The organism is Paenactinomyces guangxiensis (assembly GCF_016055185.1).
Classification (GTDB): Bacteria; Bacillota; Bacilli; order Thermoactinomycetales; family Thermoactinomycetaceae; genus Paenactinomyces; species Paenactinomyces guangxiensis.
On the sequence record NZ_JAECVR010000014.1, the window covers coordinates 19,810 to 42,374 of the forward strand.

Annotated in this window: 23 protein-coding genes and 1 pseudogene; 17 read left to right on the forward strand and 7 right to left on the reverse strand. The window is 45.1% G+C overall.

Annotated features, from left to right (window positions below):
* Positions 1–108 precede the first annotated feature (108 nt).
* On the reverse strand, positions 109–321 hold the full coding sequence (locus I8U27_RS13260; protein WP_181752963.1) for a hypothetical protein: 213 nt from the start codon (positions 319–321) through the stop codon (positions 109–111).
* A gap of 983 nt (positions 322–1,304) precedes the next feature.
* Positions 1,305–1,568, reverse strand: a complete 264-nt coding sequence (locus I8U27_RS13265; protein ID WP_181752961.1) for a YgaP family membrane protein — start codon at positions 1,566–1,568, stop codon at positions 1,305–1,307.
* 117 nt (positions 1,569–1,685) lie between these two features.
* Here I8U27_RS13265 and I8U27_RS13270 point away from each other — a divergent pair, with 117 nt between their 5' ends.
* The 3 genes and pseudogenes from I8U27_RS13270 to I8U27_RS13280 all read left to right on the forward strand — a co-directional run bounded on the left by I8U27_RS13270 (position 1,686) and on the right by I8U27_RS13280 (position 4,629).
* Complete coding sequence (locus I8U27_RS13270; RefSeq protein WP_181752959.1) at positions 1,686–3,455, forward strand: adenine deaminase C-terminal domain-containing protein; 1,770 nt, start codon at positions 1,686–1,688, stop codon at positions 3,453–3,455.
* 45 nt (positions 3,456–3,500) lie between these two features.
* On the forward strand, positions 3,501–3,917 hold the full coding sequence (locus I8U27_RS13275) for a nucleoside 2-deoxyribosyltransferase (protein ID WP_181752957.1): 417 nt from the start codon (positions 3,501–3,503) through the stop codon (positions 3,915–3,917).
* A 12-nt stretch (positions 3,918–3,929) separates the two neighbouring features.
* Positions 3,930–4,629: pseudogene (locus I8U27_RS13280) on the forward strand (Type 1 glutamine amidotransferase-like domain-containing protein).
* 91 nt (positions 4,630–4,720) lie between these two features.
* Here the strand turns inward: I8U27_RS13280 and I8U27_RS13285 are convergent.
* Together I8U27_RS13285 and I8U27_RS13290 are read right to left on the reverse strand one after the other, a co-directional pair.
* The gene (locus I8U27_RS13285) at positions 4,721–5,269 is read right to left on the reverse strand and encodes a superoxide dismutase family protein (protein ID WP_181752955.1); all 549 of its coding nucleotides are present in this window, start codon (positions 5,267–5,269) and stop codon (positions 4,721–4,723) included.
* A 104-nt stretch (positions 5,270–5,373) separates the two neighbouring features.
* Positions 5,374–6,198 (reverse strand): ABC transporter ATP-binding protein, encoded by an 825-nt coding sequence (locus tag I8U27_RS13290; protein WP_232345484.1) that lies wholly within the window; start codon positions 6,196–6,198, stop codon positions 5,374–5,376.
* A 736-nt stretch (positions 6,199–6,934) separates the two neighbouring features.
* Between I8U27_RS13290 and I8U27_RS13295 the strand changes: the two genes are divergently transcribed.
* The 4 genes from I8U27_RS13295 to I8U27_RS13310 all read left to right on the forward strand — a co-directional run bounded on the left by I8U27_RS13295 (position 6,935) and on the right by I8U27_RS13310 (position 10,225).
* A complete protein-coding gene (locus I8U27_RS13295; RefSeq protein ID WP_181752953.1) occupies positions 6,935–8,167 on the forward strand; it encodes an O-antigen ligase family protein in 1,233 nt (410 codons plus the stop codon).
* A gap of 164 nt (positions 8,168–8,331) precedes the next feature.
* Positions 8,332–8,985: a 3D domain-containing protein gene (locus I8U27_RS13300; RefSeq protein WP_181752951.1), complete on the forward strand. Its 654-nt coding sequence runs from the start codon at positions 8,332–8,334 to the stop codon at positions 8,983–8,985.
* 78 nt (positions 8,986–9,063) lie between these two features.
* The gene (locus tag I8U27_RS13305; protein WP_181752949.1) at positions 9,064–9,957 is read left to right on the forward strand and encodes a DNA-3-methyladenine glycosylase family protein; all 894 of its coding nucleotides are present in this window, start codon (positions 9,064–9,066) and stop codon (positions 9,955–9,957) included.
* A gap of 10 nt (positions 9,958–9,967) precedes the next feature.
* A complete protein-coding gene (locus tag I8U27_RS13310) occupies positions 9,968–10,225 on the forward strand; it encodes a hypothetical protein (protein ID WP_181752947.1) in 258 nt (85 codons plus the stop codon).
* Between the two features lie 39 nt (positions 10,226–10,264).
* Here the strand turns inward: I8U27_RS13310 and I8U27_RS13315 are convergent, their stop codons facing one another.
* Together I8U27_RS13315 and I8U27_RS13320 are read right to left on the reverse strand one after the other, a co-directional pair.
* Positions 10,265–11,188: a mechanosensitive ion channel family protein gene (locus tag I8U27_RS13315; protein WP_309506160.1), complete on the reverse strand. Its 924-nt coding sequence runs from the start codon at positions 11,186–11,188 to the stop codon at positions 10,265–10,267.
* 138 nt (positions 11,189–11,326) lie between these two features.
* Positions 11,327–12,304, reverse strand: a complete 978-nt coding sequence (locus tag I8U27_RS13320) for a metal-dependent hydrolase (protein WP_181752943.1) — start codon at positions 12,302–12,304, stop codon at positions 11,327–11,329.
* Between the two features lie 218 nt (positions 12,305–12,522).
* On the opposite strand from I8U27_RS13320, the gene I8U27_RS13325 reads away from it, so the two are divergent.
* The 4 genes from I8U27_RS13325 (at position 12,523) to I8U27_RS13340 (ending at position 16,983) form a co-directional block, all read left to right on the forward strand.
* Positions 12,523–12,852 carry a hypothetical protein gene (locus I8U27_RS13325; RefSeq protein ID WP_181752941.1) on the forward strand — a complete coding sequence of 110 codons (330 nt, stop codon included), beginning with the start codon at positions 12,523–12,525 and terminating at the stop codon, positions 12,850–12,852.
* Positions 12,853–12,899: 47 nt separating this feature from the next.
* Entirely contained in the window at positions 12,900–14,162 is a 1,263-nt protein-coding gene (locus I8U27_RS13330; RefSeq protein WP_181752939.1) for a PD40 domain-containing protein, read from the forward strand.
* A complete protein-coding gene (gene mutY, locus I8U27_RS13335; protein WP_232345486.1) occupies positions 14,147–15,244 on the forward strand; it encodes an A/G-specific adenine glycosylase in 1,098 nt (365 codons plus the stop codon). The genes I8U27_RS13330 and mutY overlap by 16 nt, the downstream gene beginning before the upstream one ends.
* A 188-nt stretch (positions 15,245–15,432) precedes the next feature.
* Positions 15,433–16,983, forward strand: a complete 1,551-nt coding sequence (locus I8U27_RS13340) for a VanW family protein (protein WP_181752937.1) — start codon at positions 15,433–15,435, stop codon at positions 16,981–16,983.
* Positions 16,984–17,041: 58 nt separating this feature from the next.
* Here I8U27_RS13340 and I8U27_RS13345 read toward each other — a convergent pair whose 3' ends face one another.
* Positions 17,042–17,248 (reverse strand): cytosolic protein, encoded by a 207-nt coding sequence (locus I8U27_RS13345; protein WP_181752935.1) that lies wholly within the window; start codon positions 17,246–17,248, stop codon positions 17,042–17,044.
* Between the two features lie 189 nt (positions 17,249–17,437).
* Between I8U27_RS13345 and I8U27_RS13350 the strand changes: the two genes are divergently transcribed.
* From I8U27_RS13350 to codY, 6 genes are all read left to right on the forward strand, one after another.
* Entirely contained in the window at positions 17,438–18,121 is a 684-nt protein-coding gene (locus I8U27_RS13350) for a DUF4386 family protein (RefSeq protein WP_181752933.1), read from the forward strand.
* A 100-nt stretch (positions 18,122–18,221) separates the two neighbouring features.
* On the forward strand, positions 18,222–18,662 hold the full coding sequence (locus I8U27_RS13355; RefSeq protein ID WP_220185989.1) for a GNAT family N-acetyltransferase: 441 nt from the start codon (positions 18,222–18,224) through the stop codon (positions 18,660–18,662).
* A gap of 663 nt (positions 18,663–19,325) precedes the next feature.
* Positions 19,326–20,159 carry a pyrroline-5-carboxylate reductase gene (proC, locus tag I8U27_RS13360; protein ID WP_181752931.1) on the forward strand — a complete coding sequence of 278 codons (834 nt, stop codon included), beginning with the start codon at positions 19,326–19,328 and terminating at the stop codon, positions 20,157–20,159.
* Between the two features lie 185 nt (positions 20,160–20,344).
* On the forward strand, positions 20,345–20,890 hold the full coding sequence (locus I8U27_RS13365) for a DUF402 domain-containing protein (RefSeq protein ID WP_181752929.1): 546 nt from the start codon (positions 20,345–20,347) through the stop codon (positions 20,888–20,890).
* 25 nt (positions 20,891–20,915) lie between these two features.
* A complete protein-coding gene (lepB, locus tag I8U27_RS13370; protein WP_181752927.1) occupies positions 20,916–21,434 on the forward strand; it encodes a signal peptidase I in 519 nt (172 codons plus the stop codon).
* A gap of 221 nt (positions 21,435–21,655) precedes the next feature.
* On the forward strand, positions 21,656–22,435 hold the full coding sequence (codY, locus tag I8U27_RS13375; RefSeq protein WP_181752925.1) for a GTP-sensing pleiotropic transcriptional regulator CodY: 780 nt from the start codon (positions 21,656–21,658) through the stop codon (positions 22,433–22,435).
* Positions 22,436–22,565 lie beyond the last annotated feature (130 nt).

Sequence of the window (22,565 nt, forward strand, 5' to 3'; positions counted from 1 at the left end):
GCTTTTTGTATCCAATGTTTCTTTTGTAACAGAATTTTTCATCAAAAACAAACAGAAGCAACCTGATGCTGCGGTTGTTACTGTTTGTAATCCAAACGAAGGTGATCTTTAGCCGATCTTCGTTGTATCCTTTTCACCTTGGATGGAGATTCCCTCAACCGGGATTTTAAACCACCAGCCCCCCTGGGACTTTTTGACTGGCTTATAACCAGCTTTTTTTAGAGAGCGAGCGACTGTCCAACTGGCCGTATAAACGGTGGCGAGGTTGGTGGATTCATCAAACTGGATGACTGTTTCCCTTTCCATTTCGCTAAGAGACATAAAAATCCCACACTCCTTAACCGGTTTGATATTAGAAAAAACCGATCACATGTTCTCACCTGTAATCCCATTTTACCACGTTGCCCTCAATTTGCCACCTTCAAAATCTTAAAAAATCGATTTACCCATTTTTTTCGACGTGAGGTTACAGGATGCCTTCTTTTTTCGATAAAAAATGACTAAATTCGTTTCTGCCTCTCCAACATTCTTTTTTTATCGAATGGTTGATGGTAAACTTAAAATGATTTGACATTTTCGACGGGTAAAATCAACCAGTTCAATAGATTAGGATAGGGTTGCCAGTCGTGCAAATAAGGTTTAAACCCGCCCTGATAAGTATAAAAGGGTCTCAGGTACAGAGTAAGTAATTTTTTAACCTTAATCTTAAAGCATAATCCCGATATAATCAATATGAAATTTTGAAAGTTGCCTGATTTTTCGGTTCGTAACGACAAAATACTTGCATTTTATACAAAAAACTTAAAAGCATTGTCGACTGCTTCATTCTCGGTTATTTTACCTTGCCGCTGTAATTCGCAACACCTGACCGGTGTTATTTTCTCTGTTTTGATTGGGAGCTAAGACTTGTAGACCCGGGGTCAGCAGGAGTCCAAACAGACATAATACTCAGAAAAAGGCATTTGCCAATGTAGAACCCTCCTCTACTCATCTTGGAAACTATTATACAAAAAAGTCTGAATACAGACAAGGGGGTTGATTTCACTTTTTTATATTTTTATGTTTCAGTGGCTGCAAAATATAAGTTTGTTGTTTTTTGTCTGCTGCCCCCTGATTTACCCGATTTATGTCGAGGTTGTTTCAGGTATTTCGCTGAGGCGGCAGAGCTTCTCGTTTCATCTCATAAATAAAAAACTCCTCCTTCATCTGTTGAGGAAGGAGGAGAAAAAAACGGTTAAGGGTGTGGGAAAATTTACTTTCTGCGTCTTTGTTACAATGAATCAGACCAAACTGTTTTTGGCGATTTACAGAGAAGTATGATCCTGATGGGCCATCGAATTCCCAAGGATCTGATGATCAGTATGATCTTTGGGCTTTTCACCCGTAGACTTGCCTAACAAAGCTAACATGGGACAAAAGCGGGTAATGCCTTCTGCTACTTTCATTGCGGAAAGGGTAGCGATCATGAAAGGAAAATCTCTACGCCCACGAGAAGCACTCCATGCCAATCCTACCAGACCACAACTGATTCGCATGATGGCATCCCAAGTTCCAACGTTTTTGCGCATGGATACAGCTCCTTTCCTTAACCGATAAAAATATTATTTGCACTTGAAGGCCACTTATGCGAATGATCCGGGTTTTCCACTGGCAAAACCATGCACTGACAGAAGGAGGGGCTTTTTATGTATTTTCGACAATCGGCGGAAGAACAGCAATTCCTCATGGATGTGGCGATGGGCAGAAAAGCGCCCACCCTGGTTATTGTCGGGGGGCAAATTCTCAATGTGTACACAGGGCGCCTGGAGCAAAAAGACATTGTTGTCGCCGGACGGCGTATCGCCTTCGTCGGGAGGTCGGAACAGAGCGGGGTCCGGACGGATGCGTCGACAAAGATCTTTAATGCAAGTGGAAAAATACTGGTTCCGGGCTATATTGAGCCACATGCCCATCCGTTTCAGCTATATCAGCCGGTAAGCCTGGCGGAAAAAGTTCTTCCTCTGGGGACAACAACACTGATTCATGATAATCTGTTCTTTTTTGCACAACTTGAAGACGAAAAGATGCTATCTATCTTGAAACAGTTGGACAACGCAGCAGTTAAACATTTCTGGTGGGCGAGACTGGACCCCCAGACTCATCTTGCGCAGGAGAAACAGCACCTGTTTTCCTATGAGCGCGTCCGTGAGTTTTTATCCCACCCGCTGGTTCTGCAAGCGGGTGAACTGACTGATTGGCTTCCCCTTCTGCAAGAAGACCCAACGATGAGCACCTGGATATCAGATGCAAAAAAATATGGCAAACGAGTAGAGGGGCATGCTCCAGGAGCCTCTTATCGCACCTTATCCCGGCTTGCAGCCGCCGGAGTGACCGGCGACCATGAAAGTATATCGGTCGAAGAGGTATGGAACCGGCTGGAATTGGGTTATATGGTAACACTGCGTCATAGTTCCATTCGCCCTGATCTCCCGCAATTGATCAAAGGATTGTTGGAAAAACAACGGGTTCCCTGGCACCGTTTGATGATGACCACCGATGGGGTAACGCCGCTTTACTTAAAGCCGGGATTTACTGATTATCTCATTCATACGGCCATCGAAAGCGGTTGTGATCCCATTCATGCTTATCAAATGGTGACAATCAATCCTGCTGTTTATTATCATCTGGATGAGCACCTGGGAGGGATTGCCCCCGGACGTTTGGCTGATATCAACCTTTTAGCTTCTTTGGAAAGTCCAACTCCCGTCACAGTATTTGCGGAAGGAGAAAAAGTAGCGGACAAAGGAAAATGTTTAACTCAGCTGCCACAGCTTGATGGGGAACTATTTGCAAAACTGAGATGGCGTCCGGATTTCCGCCTGTCAACGGCTGATTTTTCCATCCCCTGTGAACAAGGGCGGAAATTTCCGGTGATTCAGATGGTCAACGCCGTGATCACCAAAATGACGGAGGAGACGCTGGTACAGCACAACGGTCAAATCCAATGGGCAGAGGATGATGACCGATTGCTTGCATTCCTTGTGGACCGCCACGGCAAATGGATTACACCGGGAGTGATTCACGGATTTGCTAAGGGGATTGACGGATTGGCCTCCAGTTATACCGGTTCCCATGATCTGTTGGTGATCGGAAGAGACCCGGAAATGATGGCTGAAGCGGCAAACCGTGTGCTGGAACAGGGGGGCGGAATCGTTTGGATTCAAGATCAATCTGTTTATATGAATCTTTCTCTTCCCATTGCCGGATGGATTAGCCGTGACCCGATTGACCAACTGATCACCCAATTGGAACCGTTTGTTGACAGGCTGCGCGCGTTTGGGTATCCATACTCTGATCCGCTTTATTCATTTCTGTTCCTCTCCTCAACCCATTTGCCCCAGGTGCGGTTAACGGCCAATGGGCTGATGAGAGTGAAGGATAAAAAGATTTTATACCCGGCGGTACAAAGAGGCTGAGATACCGTGGGCAATGGAAGCATAAACGAAGGCAGGGCTTTGTTTATGAAAGTATATATAGCGATAAAATATTTTGCAGATTTGAGGAATCGGGACCTGATTGAAGAATTGTCAGCGATGTTCGAGAAAAACGGGCATCAGACCGTTTGTGTAATACGCGATGTGGAAAAGTGGGGAGTATTACATTTTTCCCCTCAGGAACTGATGAAGTTATCTTTGCAAGAAATTGATTCCTGTGATCTGGTTCTGGTCGACTTATCTTTTAAAGGTGTAGGTCTGGGGATCGAAGCAGGTTATGCTTACGCAAAAGGAAAGCCGATTATCACGATTGCAAAGAAAAATAGGGATATTTCAGCCACATTAACAGGAATATCTGAAAAAATATGCTTTTACCGTAATATAACAGACTTGGATGTTCATTTCCTGTTGGATCCTTTTATGGAAAATAGGCAGCAGATGTAAAGGAGGGGGAACATGCGGCAAATTATCGCGATGGGCGGGGGCGGTTTTTCGATGGAGCCGGAAAATCTATTATTGGATCAATATATCCTGGATCAGGTTGGGAAAGACCGCCCAAAAATTTGTTTTATTCCCACTGCCATCTCAGGATTATGTGGATCGTTTTTACCGTTTTTTTGAAAAGCTTCGCTGTATCCCTTCACATGTAACCCTGTTTTTACCGGAAGTAAAGGAGATTGAGGACTTTTTGCTCTCACAGGATATTCTCTATGTAGGCGGGGGAAGTACACGAAATTTGCTGGCTTTATGGCGGGAATGGGGGATTGATCAAACGGTGCGGCGTGCCTGGGAAAAAGGGATCGTTCTGGCGGGGATCAGTGCGGGTGGCATCTGCTGGTTTGAAGAAGGAGTAACCTCTTCCAATCCCGGCGCTTTTACCGGAATTCAGGCGTTGAGAATGTTGCCGGGCAGTTTTTGCCCGCATTATGACGGAGAAAGGGACAGAAGGCCTTCCTTTCACCGGTTATTATTGTCCGGTCAAAGCAAAAGCGGAATCGCCTGTGATGATGGAGCTGCAGTACATTTTGCGGGTACAAAGGTGCTAAGGGCAGTCAGTTCCAGAAGAGAGGCAAAAGCATACCAGGTTTACTGCCATCAGGGCAGGGTGGAGGAAATAGAATTTAATATGCAGTTTCTCGGATCAGAAACAAATTAAGCAAATGAAACACTGACAATAAGAAAACCGCTACCGGGAAGTGCCCAACTCCCTTAGCGGTTTTCTCTCCGGAGTTTTGCCCGGAGAGATGTTACTTGATAACCCCGCACGCAATCCGGGAGCCTGAGTTTCCGGAAGGATCTGTTCGGTAATCATCTGCACTCTCATGAATAACCAATGCGGTGCCTCCGTCTTTACGCAGGGAATTTTTCTGCCCCGGGTCCAGGCTGACATTTTTTACAATAAACTCTGCTTTCCCCTTACCTTCTTTACTCACTTCAAGATTTGGCAAGTCGCCGGCATGGGGGCCGTGCGAACTTTCTGAACCATGTTTTTTCATGTCCGGATTGAAGTGACCGCCTGCAGATTTAAAATCCGGTGCAGTGCAGTTGCCATTTTCGTGAATATGAAATCCGTGCTTTCCGGGAGTCAGATTGGAGACTTCAACATTGAGTTTGACGCCGTTTTCCACTTCGCTGAGCATGGCCATGCCTATTTTTTCGCTTTTTGCATTCATTAGATCTACGTGGATCATTTCAGTTTTTGTGGTACTTTCTTTGGTTACCGGTTTGTCTTCATTACAAGCGGCACAGAAAAGAGTGAGTACTGCCGTCAACCATATACTCAGACTTTTTTTCATCTTCATCCTCCTGTTTTTCTGCGATGATATATAAGATTCAATAAGTTCTATTTTTTTCCTTCCACTTTTTAGTGTTCACGAAAAAACCGCTATGAGGAAGTGAATTAACTTCCCATAGCGGTTAAAGGCTGTTCGCTGAGTTGCCTCCCTTTTCCGTGCGGGATGCATAAAGGTGTTCCAAAGAAAGGATCGACAATTACCTGGGCTTGCAGATGAAAAACATCTTTGACCATCTGTTTTGTGACGATAAGTTCCGGTGGGCCCTGGTTGTAAACTTTTTGCTCATGGATCGCCACCATGTGATGGGCATATCTGCAAGCCAAGTTTACATCATGCAAAACCATGACAATCGTGCGGCCTTCCCGTTCGTTTAATTCATACAACAGATCCAGGATTTCAATTTGATGGGTTAAATCAAGGTAAGTCGTAGGCTCGTCCAACAGGATGATATCCGTATCCTGGGCGAGGGTCATCGCAATCCAGCAACGTTGACGTTGTCCCCCTGACAGTGCATCGACCGGATGCTCTGCGAGAGAGGTCAACCCGGTTACTTCCAGTGCCCAATTCACTTTGGCCTCATCTTCCTTGGACCACTGTTTGGTCCATGACTGATAAGGGTAACGACCCTGTTTGACCAATTGAATTACACTCAGCCCCTCCGGAGCATCGGGCCCCTGGGGTAGAATGGCTAACTGTTTGGCAACTTCTCTTGTCGACTGTTTAGCAATCTCTTTTCCATTTAACAGAACACTTCCGGTTCGCGGCTTGAGTAACCGTGCAAGGGACCGGAGCAAGGTGGATTTTCCGCAACCGTTGCTGCCAACTAAAACAGTTATTTTGCCCTGGGGAATGAGGAGGTCCAGCTCACGGATAATGGGTGATGAACCGTAAGAAAGAGTCAGGTTTTTCGTTTTCAGCCCTTTTGACAAGGAAATCGCCCTCCAATATCTTGATCTGGGAAAACTGTCACCAGAGGCGCTTGTTAACCTTTCTCCGTGCATCTTTATAGGATAAATATATAACAATGTCCGAACAGCATAGTCTTCTATCTGTTCCCATTTTATGAGAAACATTATCAATCGTCAATGGGAATGATAATAATTTTCAATAAAATTTTTTGTCCTTCATTTGTTGTATAATTATTGGAATGAACATCTATTTTACACCTTTTTTTACATTTGATAGCAATAAAGAAAATGGATTATAATGAAAATATTAGGCGCTAAAAAAGTAAAACTTTAGGATTGATTGAAACGATTGTCTCTAAAAAATCGTTAGCTTTATTAGTGGTGTATGAAACGGGTTGGTTAAACAGGATACCGGCAGGTCTAATAAGGAATAAACATCTCTTTTTGGTAAAAAATAATCAAAACTTGCCGGGGGCTTTTGGTTTCATTTTTAAAACACAGGAAAAATCAGGTTCCTTCCGCCGGCCGGACCGGGATATATGTTTCATGAATGCACGGATGATCATTTGTTAACTTGCTCTTTTAAAACTGCATGGCTATAATACAATAGGCACTTGTATTAGTTTGAAAAAGGGAGATTTTCTTCTTGAAACCCGATATAAACAAAGCTTGGATCATGCGGATCACTCAATTTCTATACTTTTCGATCCTAATTTCTCCATTTTTACCTCCAGTTGCGTTAGTAATGGTGGGAGTGGTGACTCTCTTAATTTATAGAGGTAAATGGAAATTCAAAGGCTGGCCGGAGGGAATTTTCGTCGCCTTTTTCTTTTTGACACTGGTCAGCTGGTTTTTTAACCCGGCCTGGTTTTACTGGATTCCTGTCGGTGTCATCCCGCTCATTACCTTTTCGCTCTTTTTCCTTTTAACTTATTGGATCAGGAACATAGTGGGCTGGTCATGGCAGGAAGTGCAAAAGATTTATCTCCAATTTTGGTTGGGCGGCATTTACGTTGCGGCTATTGTGATTATCCAGCAGGTTGACTGGCCGGTAATCAACGACTCCTGGATTGGAAGTATCATTCATTTTTATAATGAATTCCGCTGGCAAGCTGAAAGTTCTGTTCGAAGCGTGGGAACATCGGGAAACTCAAACTTGGCTGCGGCATTATTAATTTGTTTTGCCCTGTTAAGCATATACTCATTGTCCGTTCTGACACAAGTCTGGCAAAGAATTGCCGCTCTTGGTGCCTTTCTTCTGTATTGTACCGCTATTTGGTGTACAGGGTCCCGGGGGGCCTGGGTCGGATTGGTGATGGGCTTAATCGTTCAGGTTTGGATGACAGGGCACCGCAAGCGAACAGTGGCTCTCGTCTCGCTTTTTATCATTCTGGTTACCTTTTTTCCCGAAGCGATTCCCAGAAAAGATACACTGGCAAATACGATTGAAGTCCGGTTTAAAGTGTGGTCCACATCACTGGATATTTTTCGGGAACACTGGCTATTGGGAACATTGCCGCTCCATTTTGGGCAGATTTTTTCCAAGAAGGCCGGTGTGTATGTTTATCACGCGCATAATGTGTTTTTAGGGATTGCCACAGAATTTGGGGTAGTTGGTTTAGCTCTGTTTTTGGCCCTGGTTATTACAACGGTCCGCAGAGCACGCCGCTGGAGAAAAACGGCCAATTGCAAAAAGGAGAAGAGGTTGGCGGGGATGCTGATTTCACAGACGATTGCCCTGTTAGGCCACAGTATGTATGATTATCCGATCGTATCACCCCAGGTAGGCCTTCTCTTTATGTTGAGTGTTATTGTGATCCATACCCAGTATGAACGCCGGTGCTTGAGCAGACCCAAATGGAGTGAACAGGAAAACGGAGAACCGGGTAATATTCCATACTCCTCTGTCTCATCCCTTTTCTTTTTCATGAAGAACTATGTGCGCAATACGATTTCACAGTGGTTGTTAACCTATAAAAAACGGGCTTAGGTACAGAACGGACACTGATTAAAAAACTTGGTATCAACGTCCGCAAAAGAGCGGTTGGTGTGGGCCTGGATGAGTAATCCGGGCTCCTTTGCTGTATAAAAGGCTTCTTTTCTGACCATGCTGTTACCAACTCTATCAATCTATGAAACATGGGGTGGTAACTGATGCCGACACACCGTTGGTTTCTTATGGCGGCTGCCGGCCTGATAATGTTTGGTACGGTCTCGATATATGGACAACCCTTTCACTCAACCGTACGGGCAGAAGAAAACGGATATCTGTCAGTAACCGTGAAAAAAGGGGATACTGTTTACGGAATTGCCCGTAAATACGATACTACAGTGAAAGCGATTGTCAGGGTGAATCAACTGCGCAACCCTTCTTTTATTCATGTCGGACAGCTACTGCGTGTACCGATTGAAGTTTATTCCCGGCAGAAACAATATCACAGGACATCAGTGCCCGTCCCGGCTGCTTCAGCGGTTCGTGCGATGTCACGGGGCCAGATGCTGGGCGGGTTTACTTTAACTGCATACACGGCGGGCCCGGAATCAACCGGCAAGAGGCCAGGAGACCCGGGTTACGGTATCACATCCAGTGGGGAGAAAGTGAGTGAGGGCCTGACGATTGCAGTAGACCCTGAAGTTATTCCGATCGGATCACGCGTTTATATCGAAGGAATCGGCTATCGTGTTGCTCAGGACACCGGTTCAGCCATTAAAGGAAAAAGAATCGATCTGTATATCAATGATGTTCAAGAAGCCAGGCAGTTTGGAGTAAAGAAAAACGTGAAAGTGGAATTGCTTGATAATTTTTGATTGAGGAGCCCGCTAAAGGCTCTTTTTTTTGGTGTAATCAGATACAATAAAAGGGATAGAGGGAGGTGAATCAGCTCCGTGATCCTGGAATTAGAACTTAAGTACCCGTATTCATTTGAAAAGACCACACACCGTCTTCGTTTTTTTGAGAAGAGCAGTTATATTTACAGGGAAGGTGTATTTACCAGAACACTCATGGGAAAGCGGGGACCGCTGATTATCTCAATTTCGCGCCACCCGGCAAAACCGGCTCTTTGCGTTAAAGTGGAAGGAGAGACAGATCCCGGTGAGGTTGAACATTTGAGCGAAAGGCTGCGCCGCATGTTTTCCACAGAAGTTGATCTGACTCCTTTCTACCGGCAGATGAGGGAAGATTCCCGGATGGGTGAGGTGGTCCGGCAGCGTGAGGGGATGCATATTGTACTGGATCCCTCCGTATACGAATGTTTGGTAAAAACGATTATTGGCCAGCAGTTGAATATTTCTTTTGCCGCTACCCTGCTCAAACGATTTATCCAATTGGCGGGGGAGAAAGTTGAGTTTGCCGGAGAGATTTTGTCCGTTTTCCCTTCACCTGAACAGGTGGCCCGCTTAGCCTATGAGGATTTGCAACAATTGCAGTTTAACCGCCGGAAAGCGGAATATATTATTGACATTTCCCGGCAAGTCGCCGATGGGAAACTGGATTTGGAGTGTATGTACGACCAATCTGATCAGGAAGTAGCAGAAACCTTATTGCCCATTCGCGGAGTGGGCCGCTGGACAGTTGAATGTGTGATGTTGTTTGGTTTGGGGCGGCCAGACTTGCTCCCTGCGGCGGATATCGGGCTGAGGAATGCGGTTCGCAAGGTGTATGATCTCGCGGAACAGCCGATCGAGGATAAAGTGAGGGAATTAGGAGAGCCCTGGTCTCCTTTTCGCAGTTATGCGACGTTTTATCTCTGGGATACATTAAGCGCAACCTCCTCATAAAGGTGAAAATATGAGTTCCCTCTGGATGAAGCGGCTCCCTGTTCATGTTGTGAAAGATCAAAATATGTTATTATTTGTTCAGGTTGCAATTGGAGTGGTGAAAGGGGGCGGAGGCAACTTGGCAAAGAAGAAGAAAAAAGAACCCCGTGTGGCGGCTGTAGACCCTGTAGGGATATTGATCCGCGATCTAAAAAGCACCGCTTTGTGGGTCGGAGTGGCTGTTGGTGTAACAGTTGCGCTTGCTGTGATACAAAGAATCATTTTTTAATAGAAAAGCAGGTCGGAATGAGGTTCCAACCTGCTTTTATTACTGGCTGACCGTTTCCTTGGATTGCAAGGCCCGAATCTGCTCGGAATGATAAACGACACTTCTCGGATAGGCAATTTCGATTCCGCGCCTGTGAAGAGTCAGAACAGCTTCTTTGCGCATCTCTCTTTCCAGTGACCAGTATTCATCCGGTTCGCTCAGAGCGGTGATGGTAAACTGGACCCCCGTCTGGTCAATATTGGTGACCCCCATCACTTCCGGTTTTTCTACAAGATAAGGAGCGTATTTTTTGCCGATGCTTTCACATACTTCATCCAGTGCCTTACTTACCACATCGAGATCTGATTCGTAGGGGACGGTTACAGCGACGATGGCTCTCATCTTTTCACGGTTATAGTTGGTTACCTGGGTGATGTTTCCGTTGGCGAGATAGTGAAGACGTTGGTTAAATTCACGTATCTTGGTCACGCGAAGTCCGACTTCTTCTACAGTTCCATTAATTTGCCCATTGATTTGCACAATATCTCCCACTTCAAGTTGGCCTTCAAAGATGAGAAAGAAACCGGTGATAATATCTCTAACCAGATTTTGGGCGCCAAAACCAATTGCTAATCCTAAAATCCCCGCACCGGCCAATACAGGCATAGGATTAAAGCCCATATTGATCAGGATGGTAAGAACGGAGATGAAATAGATTACATAATGGGAAATGGATTTAATTAATTTCCTTAACGTCTGGGCTTTTTTGCTTTCCATTCGGCTTAATGTAAATACCTTATCAATAATACGATCAATCAAGCGCAGCACGATCATGGTTAAGACAATGATCAGCAGGATTTCGCCAACCGGGATTAAAAGATGGGACACAGGGTCCTCAACGATTTTTCCCACAAAGGATTTTGTCTTTACCGCCAGTTCCCCAATCGGGGTCTCTGTATCTGTTGAAGTCTGGTTATTAAGCACAGGAAACAAACTGTTTCACCTCCGACGGCCGATTAGTACAGGATGTTGGATGATCCTCCGGCCATTACCCGTTATTTTACATGTATGTTTGTTGGAGCATGGCTTGCCAGATCATGTTGCCCCATCTACACAACAACTCTATGATAGCAAATGTTGCACTTTTTTTTCTAACTGATCTTCGCTCATCCAACCGACAAAAGAGTGAAAAGGTGTATATTCACTGTCGAGCAATGCGACGGCTACAAAGGGAAAATGCTTTTTATAATGATAGCGAACGTCCAACCATCTGACCTCATAGCCATAAGGGCGGGAAAAAACTTGTGGATACCCGTAAGAGGTAAAGGAAAGAAAGGCGTCAATCGAATCAGCCTTTTTGGAGTGAATTACAGCCGGGTGATCCAAGTCCTTGGTAGATAGCTGACCTGTCCAAAAAAGTTGACCGCCGCGAATTTCTCCCATTTTTACCCTGTGTGGCTGTTCAACAATCACATTCCACACATTCCAGTGGACGGTTGGTGTTACGGTGTAACGACCGGGTTCATTGAGCTCTTGTTTCAGACGGGAGACAAGCCTGTAGCGGATCCAACTGCGCCATCCGATATAGGCGATCAGGAAGAGATAGATTAAACTAAATGTATAGCCGGGATTTTGCGGCAGTGCCCACCATAGCAGAAAGCCGACCAGGTGCAAAGCAAAAATAAAAGGGTCAAAAATATTGATCACATTCCAGGAAACCCAGCGGGAAGAGAGCGGACGAAGCGCCTGTGTCCCGTACGTATTAAACAGATCAATAAAGATATGGATGAAGACGGCAACAAAAGTCCAAAACCAGAGTTGCTTCCAGTCGGTATTCGTGAAAAACATGGAAAGAACCCAGGTGATTAAAGTTGGCCAGGCAAACAGCATAGGGAGGGAGTGGCTCCAACCGCGATGGTTGCGGATATATGCCGCGTTTCCTCCAAAGCGGTACAGTGTGTCTGCATCCGGAATTTGCGAGCCGACAACAGTGGCTATTAAAAAGGCTTGTGATGCTTCTTGATGGGCAGTTACAGCTGGGTCAAGGTGAGCTAAGCCAAACAGTCCCAATCCCATCACAAAATGTGTGCCTGTATCCATAACGATCCTCCTAAACTGATGCCTATTGTTAACATTTATAACCTGATGCCAAAAGTCCGAGCGATGAAAGTTATAATCATGACGCCGAGCGGGAGCGAAGACAGAACTCTGCCTTCCCCCACGGGTAGAAAAAATTCTGCACAGATCTGGCAAAAGTGCGGAATTTTGCTTAACGATGAAGGTACCATCTGATAAGATAAAAGCTAGGAGTTGAGTGAATGAACCAGTTGATCTATACAGTCTTTGTTGAATATCGCGTCGAACAGGAGCACTGGGACAAGTTTATAGAGAACATTCCATTGATCCGTCAGAAGACACAAGCGGCCGGCCGTGTGATATCACATTTGTTTTTGACAGGATCGGAACAACCCGGTCTTGTGGTGGAAAACATCCAGGTAGCTGATTGGGAAACATACGAACGGATTCGGGCTATGCGCACTTGCGAAACGGACAGACCTCTGTCTCAATTGGATCTCTTCATTAAAGGTGGAAGGTCTAAGATTCATATTTGGGCATTTAAACCTATTTCAGAGCAATCCCAGTTATAAAGAAGGTTGTGGTTGGGAACGTGGTCAGGGACAGGAAAAACCATTGGGTGATACCAGTTAGCTGGCTGGCATTTATCCTGCTGTTCATCATATTGACTCTCTTTATCACAAACTCGAATCACCCCTCAAACGCCACTTTGCTTCCCTCTCATTTACCTGAAATCCGTTTCGACCGGTTTACACCTGTCTTGATTCACGATCGGCAAATATTCTTCCTCACTACCCGGTGGAAGAAACAATCCCTTTGGTCGTTTCATCTGGAAACGGGAGAAATCAAGTTAATCCGTTCTTTTACCAGTAATGATAGTGAACAGGCGGTCAAACAGACTGTATTTTCACTTCTGCTGAAACAGGCGGCTAAAGGAACTGAGCTTAAAAATAAACGGGTAGCGGATGTGTCGCCACAGGGCGGAGATTTTGTTTTTGTTACCGGAAATTCACAGAAAGGCCTTGCTCTTCATCTGTACAAAACCAGTCAAGAAAAAGATATACTGTTGCAGGATAAAGTGCAACCCGAAAAAATATTGTCGAACTCATTGATTAAATGGTCTCCTGATCATCAATATCTATTATTTGACGACCGGCGGCTCATTCGTTTGTCAGACGGAACGACAGTGCTTCACCTGCAAGGATCCCATGGTTCGTGGGCCCCAAAAAAGCCTGCTTTACTCTATGTTGATCAAGAAGGAGATCTGCAGCAAGTTGATGTCCGGTCGGGAAAAGCAGAAACATTATACACGACCGAAGAAGGGGAACATATTTTGGATAATCCAGTCTGGGACCCGGACGGACTTTACATTGCCTTCGCGACTGGCAAGATTCATCAGGAGAAAAGCATGCTTGAGAAGGTCCATGTGATAGATACTCATCTCTTTCATTATGCTGAACAAGAACAAAATGACATTCCGGCACATTTCAAACAACTGCAATTGAGCCGGGATGGAAAGGTTCTGGCTTATACCGTCAATGGAATTTTAAAAATTGTTAACTTACAATCCCAGGAGAATAAGGTGTATGATGTATATACCCAGGAACAATACGGACTTCCGTATGTAAGGACAGGTTCTGAAGGAGTTTGGCTGGCTCAAAACCATCAACTTCTGTTCCTGAATGAACGATGGGAGGAACGTGAAGTATACCGGACCCCTCATCAGTTGCTCGGTTTTTATCTTACGAATGATGAAAAAAAAATGTTAGTATTTGAATCTACCGCACAAGGGAAACAGATGAAGCTGGTTCAACTCTCACGCGGCTCATCCCTGTTATCATCTGAGCAGTACAGGAGGCTTTTCAATTGGCAAGTAGATTAACCGCAATAACGACTACCCCCTTGCCGTCCGAGGAAACCGTGGAAGTGATCCAGCGGGAGCTGCTTGACTGGTACCGGGAGCATCGCCGAGATTTACCCTGGAGAAAAGATAAGGACCCTTACCGGATCTGGGTTTCAGAAATTATGCTGCAACAAACGCGTGTTGATACCGTTATTCCTTATTATGAGAGGTTTCTTAATCAATTCCCCACCCTGAATGATTTAGCCAATGCAACTGATGACCAGGTGATTAAAGCGTGGGAGGGCCTTGGCTATTATTCTCGTGCCCGCAATTTACATTCTGCGGTGAAGGAAGTAGCAGCAAATTATGGCGGCAAAGTTCCCGATGAACTTAAGACCATCTCAAAATTAAAAGGAATAGGTCTCTATACAGCCGGGGCTATCCTCAGTATCGCCTATGATAAAAAGGCACCCGCAGTAGATGGAAATGTGATGCGCGTATTTTCGCGGCTCTTTGCGATCCCGGATGATATTGCCCGGCAATCCACACGAAAAAAAATGGAGTTGATCGCCGAGCATCTTATACCCGCACATGCTCCCGGTGATTTTAATCAGGCACTGATGGAGCTGGGGGCGATGATATGCACTCCGCAATCTCCCCATTGTTTATTTTGCCCTGTTCAGACCGTTTGTCATGCATTTCATGAGGGTTTACAAGATGAACTGCCTCGCAAGAAAAAGGCAAAACCCCCTGTGCAAGTAAATGTTCTCTTCGCCTGGTTTCTCCAGGGTGACAAAGTATTAATCGAAAAGCGCCCTGATACCGGTTTGCTGGCCGGCATGTGGGCCCTCCCGACGGTAGAGCAACAAGCGGGAGAATCCCCTCTGCGAACAATGGAAAAATTCTGTGACAAAAAAACAATCCCTGCAACGAATTATATAGTTAAAAGCCAACTTGAACACATCTTTAGCCATCTGCACTGGAAGATCGTACTGGTACAGGCGGAAGTGACGGACTCAACATTCCCTCTCCCGGAAGGATGGGAATGGTCAGAGCTGGATGATCTTCATACAAAAGCTTTTGCCAATGTCTATCGGAAAGCATTAAAAAATCTTTTATAATAGATGAAGAATGTTTCATTTTCATGATTGTTTTACATCTGCGTCAGAAGTTTTTTCTTCGCTGGTATAAGTTATTTCCTGTGTACAATTCTGTCCGGACAGGATTTGGCCGCGGATGGAATCCTGCAAACGGGCGGAATGGACAAACCTTTCATTTTTACGATTTTTAACCAAGAGGAGAGAGACGGTTGGAAGAAAAAAAATTACCTGCAGGGGGCCAATCACCTGAAGAACATGAGCAATCCAGGGAGTTAAGAGAAGAAAGGAAATTAAGTGAAGAAAAAGAGTCTGTAGTAGAGAGCAAATATTCCCAAAAAGAGGAGCAGGCAGCGGAAAATAAAGAAAAAGATATGGCTGCCGATGTAGAAAATAGTGAATCCGCCTCATCCCCGGCAGATGAACAAATTGTTAACAACATGAAATTCAAGGCTGATGACCGTGTCTTTAATACCACGGAGTTCAAGGCTCTGGATCAATGGTATACCGATGGAGAACAGAAACCTGACGTGGTTTCAAAGGAGCAGACGGAAGCGAACAAGGAGACCCAAGAGGAATCTGTACCTAAAGCACCGGCCGCCAAAGAACTCCTTACTCCGGTTGACGAAGGTTCTTCCCAACCCGTTCAAAGCATTGAGCTGAAAAAAGCGGAGAACTCGCCCGGGACTCCGAAAGTAAAGGGAAAGCCTGATCCGGATGCTCTGGCACTCAAACGAAAAAAAATCGTCGTAAGTGCCATTGTCGCTTCCATGATTATGGCGGGTTCCCTCGGTGCAGCCGCATATGCGTTTGATGCCTTCAATGCAAAAGCAAACGCTAAGGTGGCAGCGGCACAGCAGAAGCCAAAACCGGCCATGTTTCAACTTTACCTGGAAGACAAAAAGTTTGATCTTGATTTAAGAACAATTGGCTATAACGGAAAAGATACCTCCACGATTGATGAACAAAAATTGCGCGCCTGGTTGGAAAAAGTGAATAAAGAGGTGTATCAACCGGCCCAAAATGCCAGGATGAAAAAGGTGGGTTACAAGATTACACCGGAAAAACAGGGGCGTAAAATGGATGTGGAAACAGTTGAATCCTGGCTGACTGATATAAAGCCACTTATCAATAAACCCCGGGAAATTCCGATGATTCCTATTGAACCGCTTGTAACCACTGAAGATTTGCGGAATGTGGACAAAAAATTAATTGGAGACTACCGGACCCGATTTGACGGTTCCAATGTGAATCGTACCACCAATATTCGTTTAGCGTCCAAGGAGATTAACGGATTGGTGCTCATGCCGGGTGAAAAATTCTCATTTAATAAAACGGTTGGTGAACGTACTGCGGCCAGAGGATATAAAAAGGCGGGTGTCATTGTTAAAGGTGAATTCAGCGAAGGGATCGGCGGAGGAATCTGCCAGGTATCGTCCACTCTCTTCAACAGTGTGGACGAGGCGGGTCTGAGGATTGTAGCCCGTTATCATCACAGCGCGGAAGTAACTTATGTTCCGCCGGGGCGTGACGCAACTGTATCCTGGGGCGGACCCGATTTTAAATTCAGAAACAATTTGAATAAACCGGTTATGATTAAAATCAAAGTAGGCAGCAATTCCATTACGGTTTATACTTACACCGTTCCCGGAGCAAAAGTACACAAGAAAAAGGTTCAAGACGCCCCCGAAACCTTTACAACCATTAAGGTAGATCCCGATAAACCAACAGAAAAACTACCAAAAACGGATACAAATAACTAAACAAAAAAATCGTCCAGCTCGTCTGGACGATTTTTTATTGATTACGAGAAGTGCTATGTCAGGAAAGGGAGTGCTCCTCGTCCAGAGCGGCAAGCCCGCCTCTTCTTTCAATTTCTTTGATCAGCTTATGGTGCAGGCTAATTCCCTGCTGGTTCATTAAGGGTGACATTTGTGCCATTACAAAATGGTAGTAGGATAGTTCGTCTATCTCCCACTTGGATAACGGTATCATACTTAATTCTTCTAAATCTCGGCCCGTGTACATTTTTTTCACCTCTGCCTTCAGTATGATACAAAGTGTTGAAAACATACCCGGAGGCGGATGAAAAAGGGTTACAAAGAGAGCGTTTGTGAAAAATAGAATAGGTTATAATATATTTAAAGACCGAATATTCATAGACTTTTGGGCCGTGAGGAAAGCAATAGCGGGGATAGCGGAGAGGAGAAGGGAGTTATGATGGATGTTACAAGCGGAGTGAGGAAAGGGTGGTTTTCATGGGTCTTCAGAGGCTCTGCCTTTCTTCATATCTTGGCTGCCGTTTTTATGTTGTGTGTTCTTGCCCAAACCACCAAAGGTTCTCTGATCGTCCGCTCCACGTACATTTCGGCCAACCAGACGTTGGTCGTCATTTCCTGGTTTGCTTCTTCACTGGCAATTCTTTCGGTGATCGTAACCTTTACCGTATTAACTTTCGCGCTGGATAAAACATATCGCCCGTTGTTACAATGGGCCTGGATGATCAGTGTTATCGGCGGGGCGGCGATCTTCCTGAATCACTTCATCCAAATGACTGTCATCTCAGCCTTGTCCGAATTGTTTATTCTCATGCCTTCCCCGGAACTAGCCAGTCATATGTATGAGTGGGACAAATTGCTGCAACAGGTAATCGGAGTGTTCAGCCCCTCCTGTTTTGCGATCAGCGGTCTCATCTATACGGCGGTTATGTTTCGTACCCGGGACTTTCCCAGTTCTTTAAGCTGGTGGTCGTTTCTGATCTGGACCATTCTGCTGACCGGTGCCATTGTGTTTCGCTGGGAGCAAGAGGCAGAACAGGTCTTGCTCGGCGTTGCCATATTTATTTATATTCCCTGGCTCTGGTATGCAGCAGATCAAGTGAAACCACATTTCACCAAGTAATTGCCATAGAACTACTAATTGAAAATAAATCTAAACTAAAGTAAAATATAAAAGCTACTATTATTTTATTTTGTGAAACTTCCCGGCGGAGGAGAAAACAATGATACGTCTACGTTCCTTTCAACTATCCGATGTACATGACGTTTCACAAATTTGGCAGATGACAGCCTCTCATGAGCAGGAGAAAGAGACACTGCAAGTCCTGTCTAAACAATTGGGTTTGGACCGGGATTTGGTCCTGGTTGCGGAAGCACCCAATGGTAAAGTTGTGGGTGCCATCGTAGGTACCCTGGACGGAAGCAGTGGCTTTTTTTATTGCCTGGCTGTTCATCCGGATTACCAGAAGCAAAGAGTGGGAACCCGGCTTGTTAATGCTCTTGAACAGCGGTTTCTGCAAAAAGGTGTGAAGAGGATTTGGATCACAGTTGACGAGGGGACGGAAAAACTTCTGCCATTTTATCAGCATCTTGGTTATACTAATAGTTGTTCCACTCGTCTGGAAAAAGACTTGCTGTTCTCTTGCCGGCGAGAGATCAACTAATTTCGTCCCCATTTTTACCTTTGTGATTTGTCTATTCTTTCACATGATGAACCTGATCATTTTAATCTGCCTTCAGCGGCGGATTATTTTTTTGATCCAAATCCTCTTCACGCTTTTTTGCGATCTGTGTGATTGCAGGTTGATACCTGTTGACATTGTCGAGAAGCAGAAGGTAAATCCGGCTAATTAAACATTATTTGATGTAACATAAGAATACTACATTTTGTATGCGCTTTCAAAGTAAAATTCTTTGAACGATTAAATTTTTTATGGTTTTTTTGGCAGTAATTGGGTGAAGAAAAATTGGCAATCTTGCCTCAATCCCATTCATCCCTTGACAACAGAAATATTGCCAAATATAATGATTAGAAATATTTTCGGCTAAAACGCGATGACGAGGACCAGTAAAACATCCCGATCTGTACAGAGAGCAAAATCCACCGGTTGAGAGGTTTTGCCATGATGGTTGTTTGAACCCATCCTCCGATGCGGCTGATGATAAATCAGACCGGGTGCATCCCGTTATCCGCAGCGACTTGATATGTCGCACCAAGCAGAGCGCCTTTTTTGCGCTAATAAAGGTGGTACCGCGGAAGAGCTTTCTTTCGTCCTTTGGACAAAAGAGGGCTCTTATTTTTTATAAAATTTAAGGAGGCAATGGCTATGTTGAAAGAGAAAAAAATCGGACTGATCGGCGCCGGTTCAATGGCGGCTTCGATTTTGGCAGGATTGACAGAAAAGGGAGAAATATTGCCACAAAACATTGCCTTGATCAACCGTTGTAACCAAAAGAGATTGCAAGAGTTAACCCAACTTTACGGACTTAATGAAGAGAATAATAAACCGGAGCGGATTTTGGAAGCAGATATCGTCATTCTGGCGGTTAAACCCAAAGATGTCGCCGAGGTACTAAAATGTTGGGGGAACCGCTTTCGACAGGGACAATTGATTATCTCGGTCATTGCAGGGATCTCTACCTCCTTTCTGGAGAGCGGCCTCAAGGAAAAGCTGGCGGTCATTCGAGTGATGCCCAACACGTCCTGTGCCGTTGGTTTATCGGCAACGGCGGTTTGCAGCGGGAAGTGGGTGCGGCCTGAAGATATGGAAATTGCCTGTCACATCTTTTCGGCGATTGGTTCTGTTTTTGTAGTACAGGAGGAGATGATGGATGCCGTCACCGGCTTGTCGGGAAGTGGGCCTGCTTATTTTTACTATATGGTTGAAGCGTTGGAATCGGCGGGAGTCCATGCCGGACTCTCAGCAGCAGCGGCCAGGGACCTGACTGTACAAACACTTCTCGGAGCGGCTCAGATGCTTGTAAAAACAGGTAAGGAAGCGTCACAGTTACGCCGTGAAGTTACTTCCCCCGGCGGAACCACCATGGCCGGACTGGAAGTGTTAAGCCGGTATCGCTTTGATGAAGCGGTGATTCAGGCTGTGCTAAGGGCTAAGGAACGCTCCAGGGAGATGGGACGGGATTTTGCTTCGAGCAGATAAATAACGAGTCAAAATCTGAATCGGACCCCAGGGTCTGGTTTTTTTCTGTGAAAGTGCATGTCATAGCAGAAAAAGCAGGTTTCCTGTTTGTAATTTATATGAAAAAATAAATTCTGAGTTTTAGGTGTTTTATATTCTCTACATTTTGGAAATAAATGAAAATAGAGTTGATGAGGTGATCAAATTTGCCTTTCCGGAAAGGAGATACCATTCGCATTGAAAGCTGGAAGCACGGGAATAAGGTACACAAGATCTGGAAAGAATCAATCATTCTAAAGAATAGTGATCCTTTGATTCTCGCCAATTACAATGCGCAGGTGACAGAAGGAGATGGAAAAAAATGGATTTCACCAGGTTTAGCCATTGCCCATTTCTCCGGCCAACGTTGGTTTCATACGGTTCTTCTCTATGATGAACATTTTCGGCTGCAAAGCTACTATTGCAACATTGCTTCACCTTATCAATACGATTCTGACAAAAAGACACTTACATATATCGATTATGACCTTGACCTCATCGTGAAGCCCAGCCTGGATTATCGTTGGGTCGACCAGGAGGAGTTTGCTGAAAACAGCGTGCGAAATCGATATCCGGTGAGTGTCATCACAAAAGTTAAACAGGCTCAACAGGAGTTAGTCACTCTGATTCACAGTCGAGAGGAACCGTTTTCCCCCGGTTTTGCAGAAACCTGGTATCATCAATATCTTTCTCTTACAAATGAGAGTGGATAATGGAGTGAAGATAAAGGTGAAAGTTATGCAAGTTCGATTTAAAAGATGGGGTCTGATGCTCATCTTTGCGACTCTGTTTGCGATTGCCTTCAATCAATACGGGTTTGCCCTGTCTGAGGTAAACGGGACTTCCATGCAGCCGACTCTTCACAACGGCGACCGCTTGCTGATCAACAAATTCAAGTTTTTCATGAAACAGCCGTCTGTGGGAGAAGTCATTACCTTTAAGGACCCGACTGAAAAAGATCGCTATCTGGTCAAACGAGTAGTCGGGATTCCGGGTGACAGGATTGAAATCAAAAATGGCGCTTTGTATCGCAACGGATTAAAAGTTGATGAGAGGTACATCAATTCCCCTATTGAAGACGGGGATTACGGACCGGTTTCAGTTCAGCCCGGAACTGTGTTTGTCATGGGCGATAATCGCCATCGATCCGCAAGCAGAGACAGTCGCTATCAAAGTGTTGGTCTGGTTCCATTCAATCTGATTGATGGAAAAGTAGAGCTCATTTTGTGGCGCCCTTCACTGGCTGCATCGCTTTAGCCGGGCGACACGAGGGAACAATTTAAAAAAGGTATAAAAGTCAAAAACTGTTCACAAAATTGAAATTGCGTCCTTGCTTAAATATCGCATAATAGGAAAAGTACTTAAGTAGTTCCTTCCCCCGTGTCAATCCTAAAAAGATCCGTCCAATCCCATCTGCCGGTCGTACTTTTGGACGGGCCCATTAAACATACAATTCATTGTTTTAGGAGGATTTTGCTATGGATTTGCTAAACAAAACACGTCGTATTTCCAAGATATTGCAAAAAAATGTCGGACATCACCTGGTTGATTTTGACGAAGTGGCACAAGCTCTCTGTGATGTCATCTCCGCCAACATATATGTTGTCGGCCCGGATGGTAAACTGTTGGGGATGGCTATCAACCATGAATTTGAAAGTGAACGTATGCAACAGTATCTGCGTAACCGCGAATTTCCGGCGGAATATGCGAAACTTTTGATGGATGTGGATCAAACCATGCCAAACGTCGGTGTGGAAAGTCCGTACACGGCTTATCCAACCGAAATGAAAGAAATATTCCGCACCGGTTACACCACTCTGGTTCCTGTCATCGGCGGCGGGGATCACCTTGGTACTCTGGTACTTTCCCGTCTGAACGATGAGTTCCAGGAGGATGATCTCATCCTTGCTGAATACGGGGCAACGGTTGTTGGTATGGAGATTTTGCGCGAACGTGCCGGACAGGTGGAAGAAGAAGCCCGCAGCCGTGCAGTGGTGCAACTGGCAATTAATTCACTCTCTTTCAGTGAATTAGAAGCTGCCGAACATATTTTCAATGAACTGGACGGTCTGGAAGGCTTGCTCGTGGCCAGCAAAATCGCAGACCGTGTGGGAATTACCCGCTCTGTGATTGTTAACGCTCTTCGGAAACTGGAAAGTGCGGGAGTTGTTGAATCCCGCTCCCTGGGGATGAAAGGGACCTACATCAAAATTTTAAATCCCAAACTCTTACCGGCACTTGAAAAAGCCCGCCATTAAGAGAGAGAAAGCCCCGGAACCTCATCGTTGAGGTCCGGGGCTGTTTATTTGTGCAAAGGAAGTTTTACCAGTACAATAGGAAAAGGCCGTAGGATTTTGGTTCAGAAGCTGCTGCCGGGAAGTTCCGCGA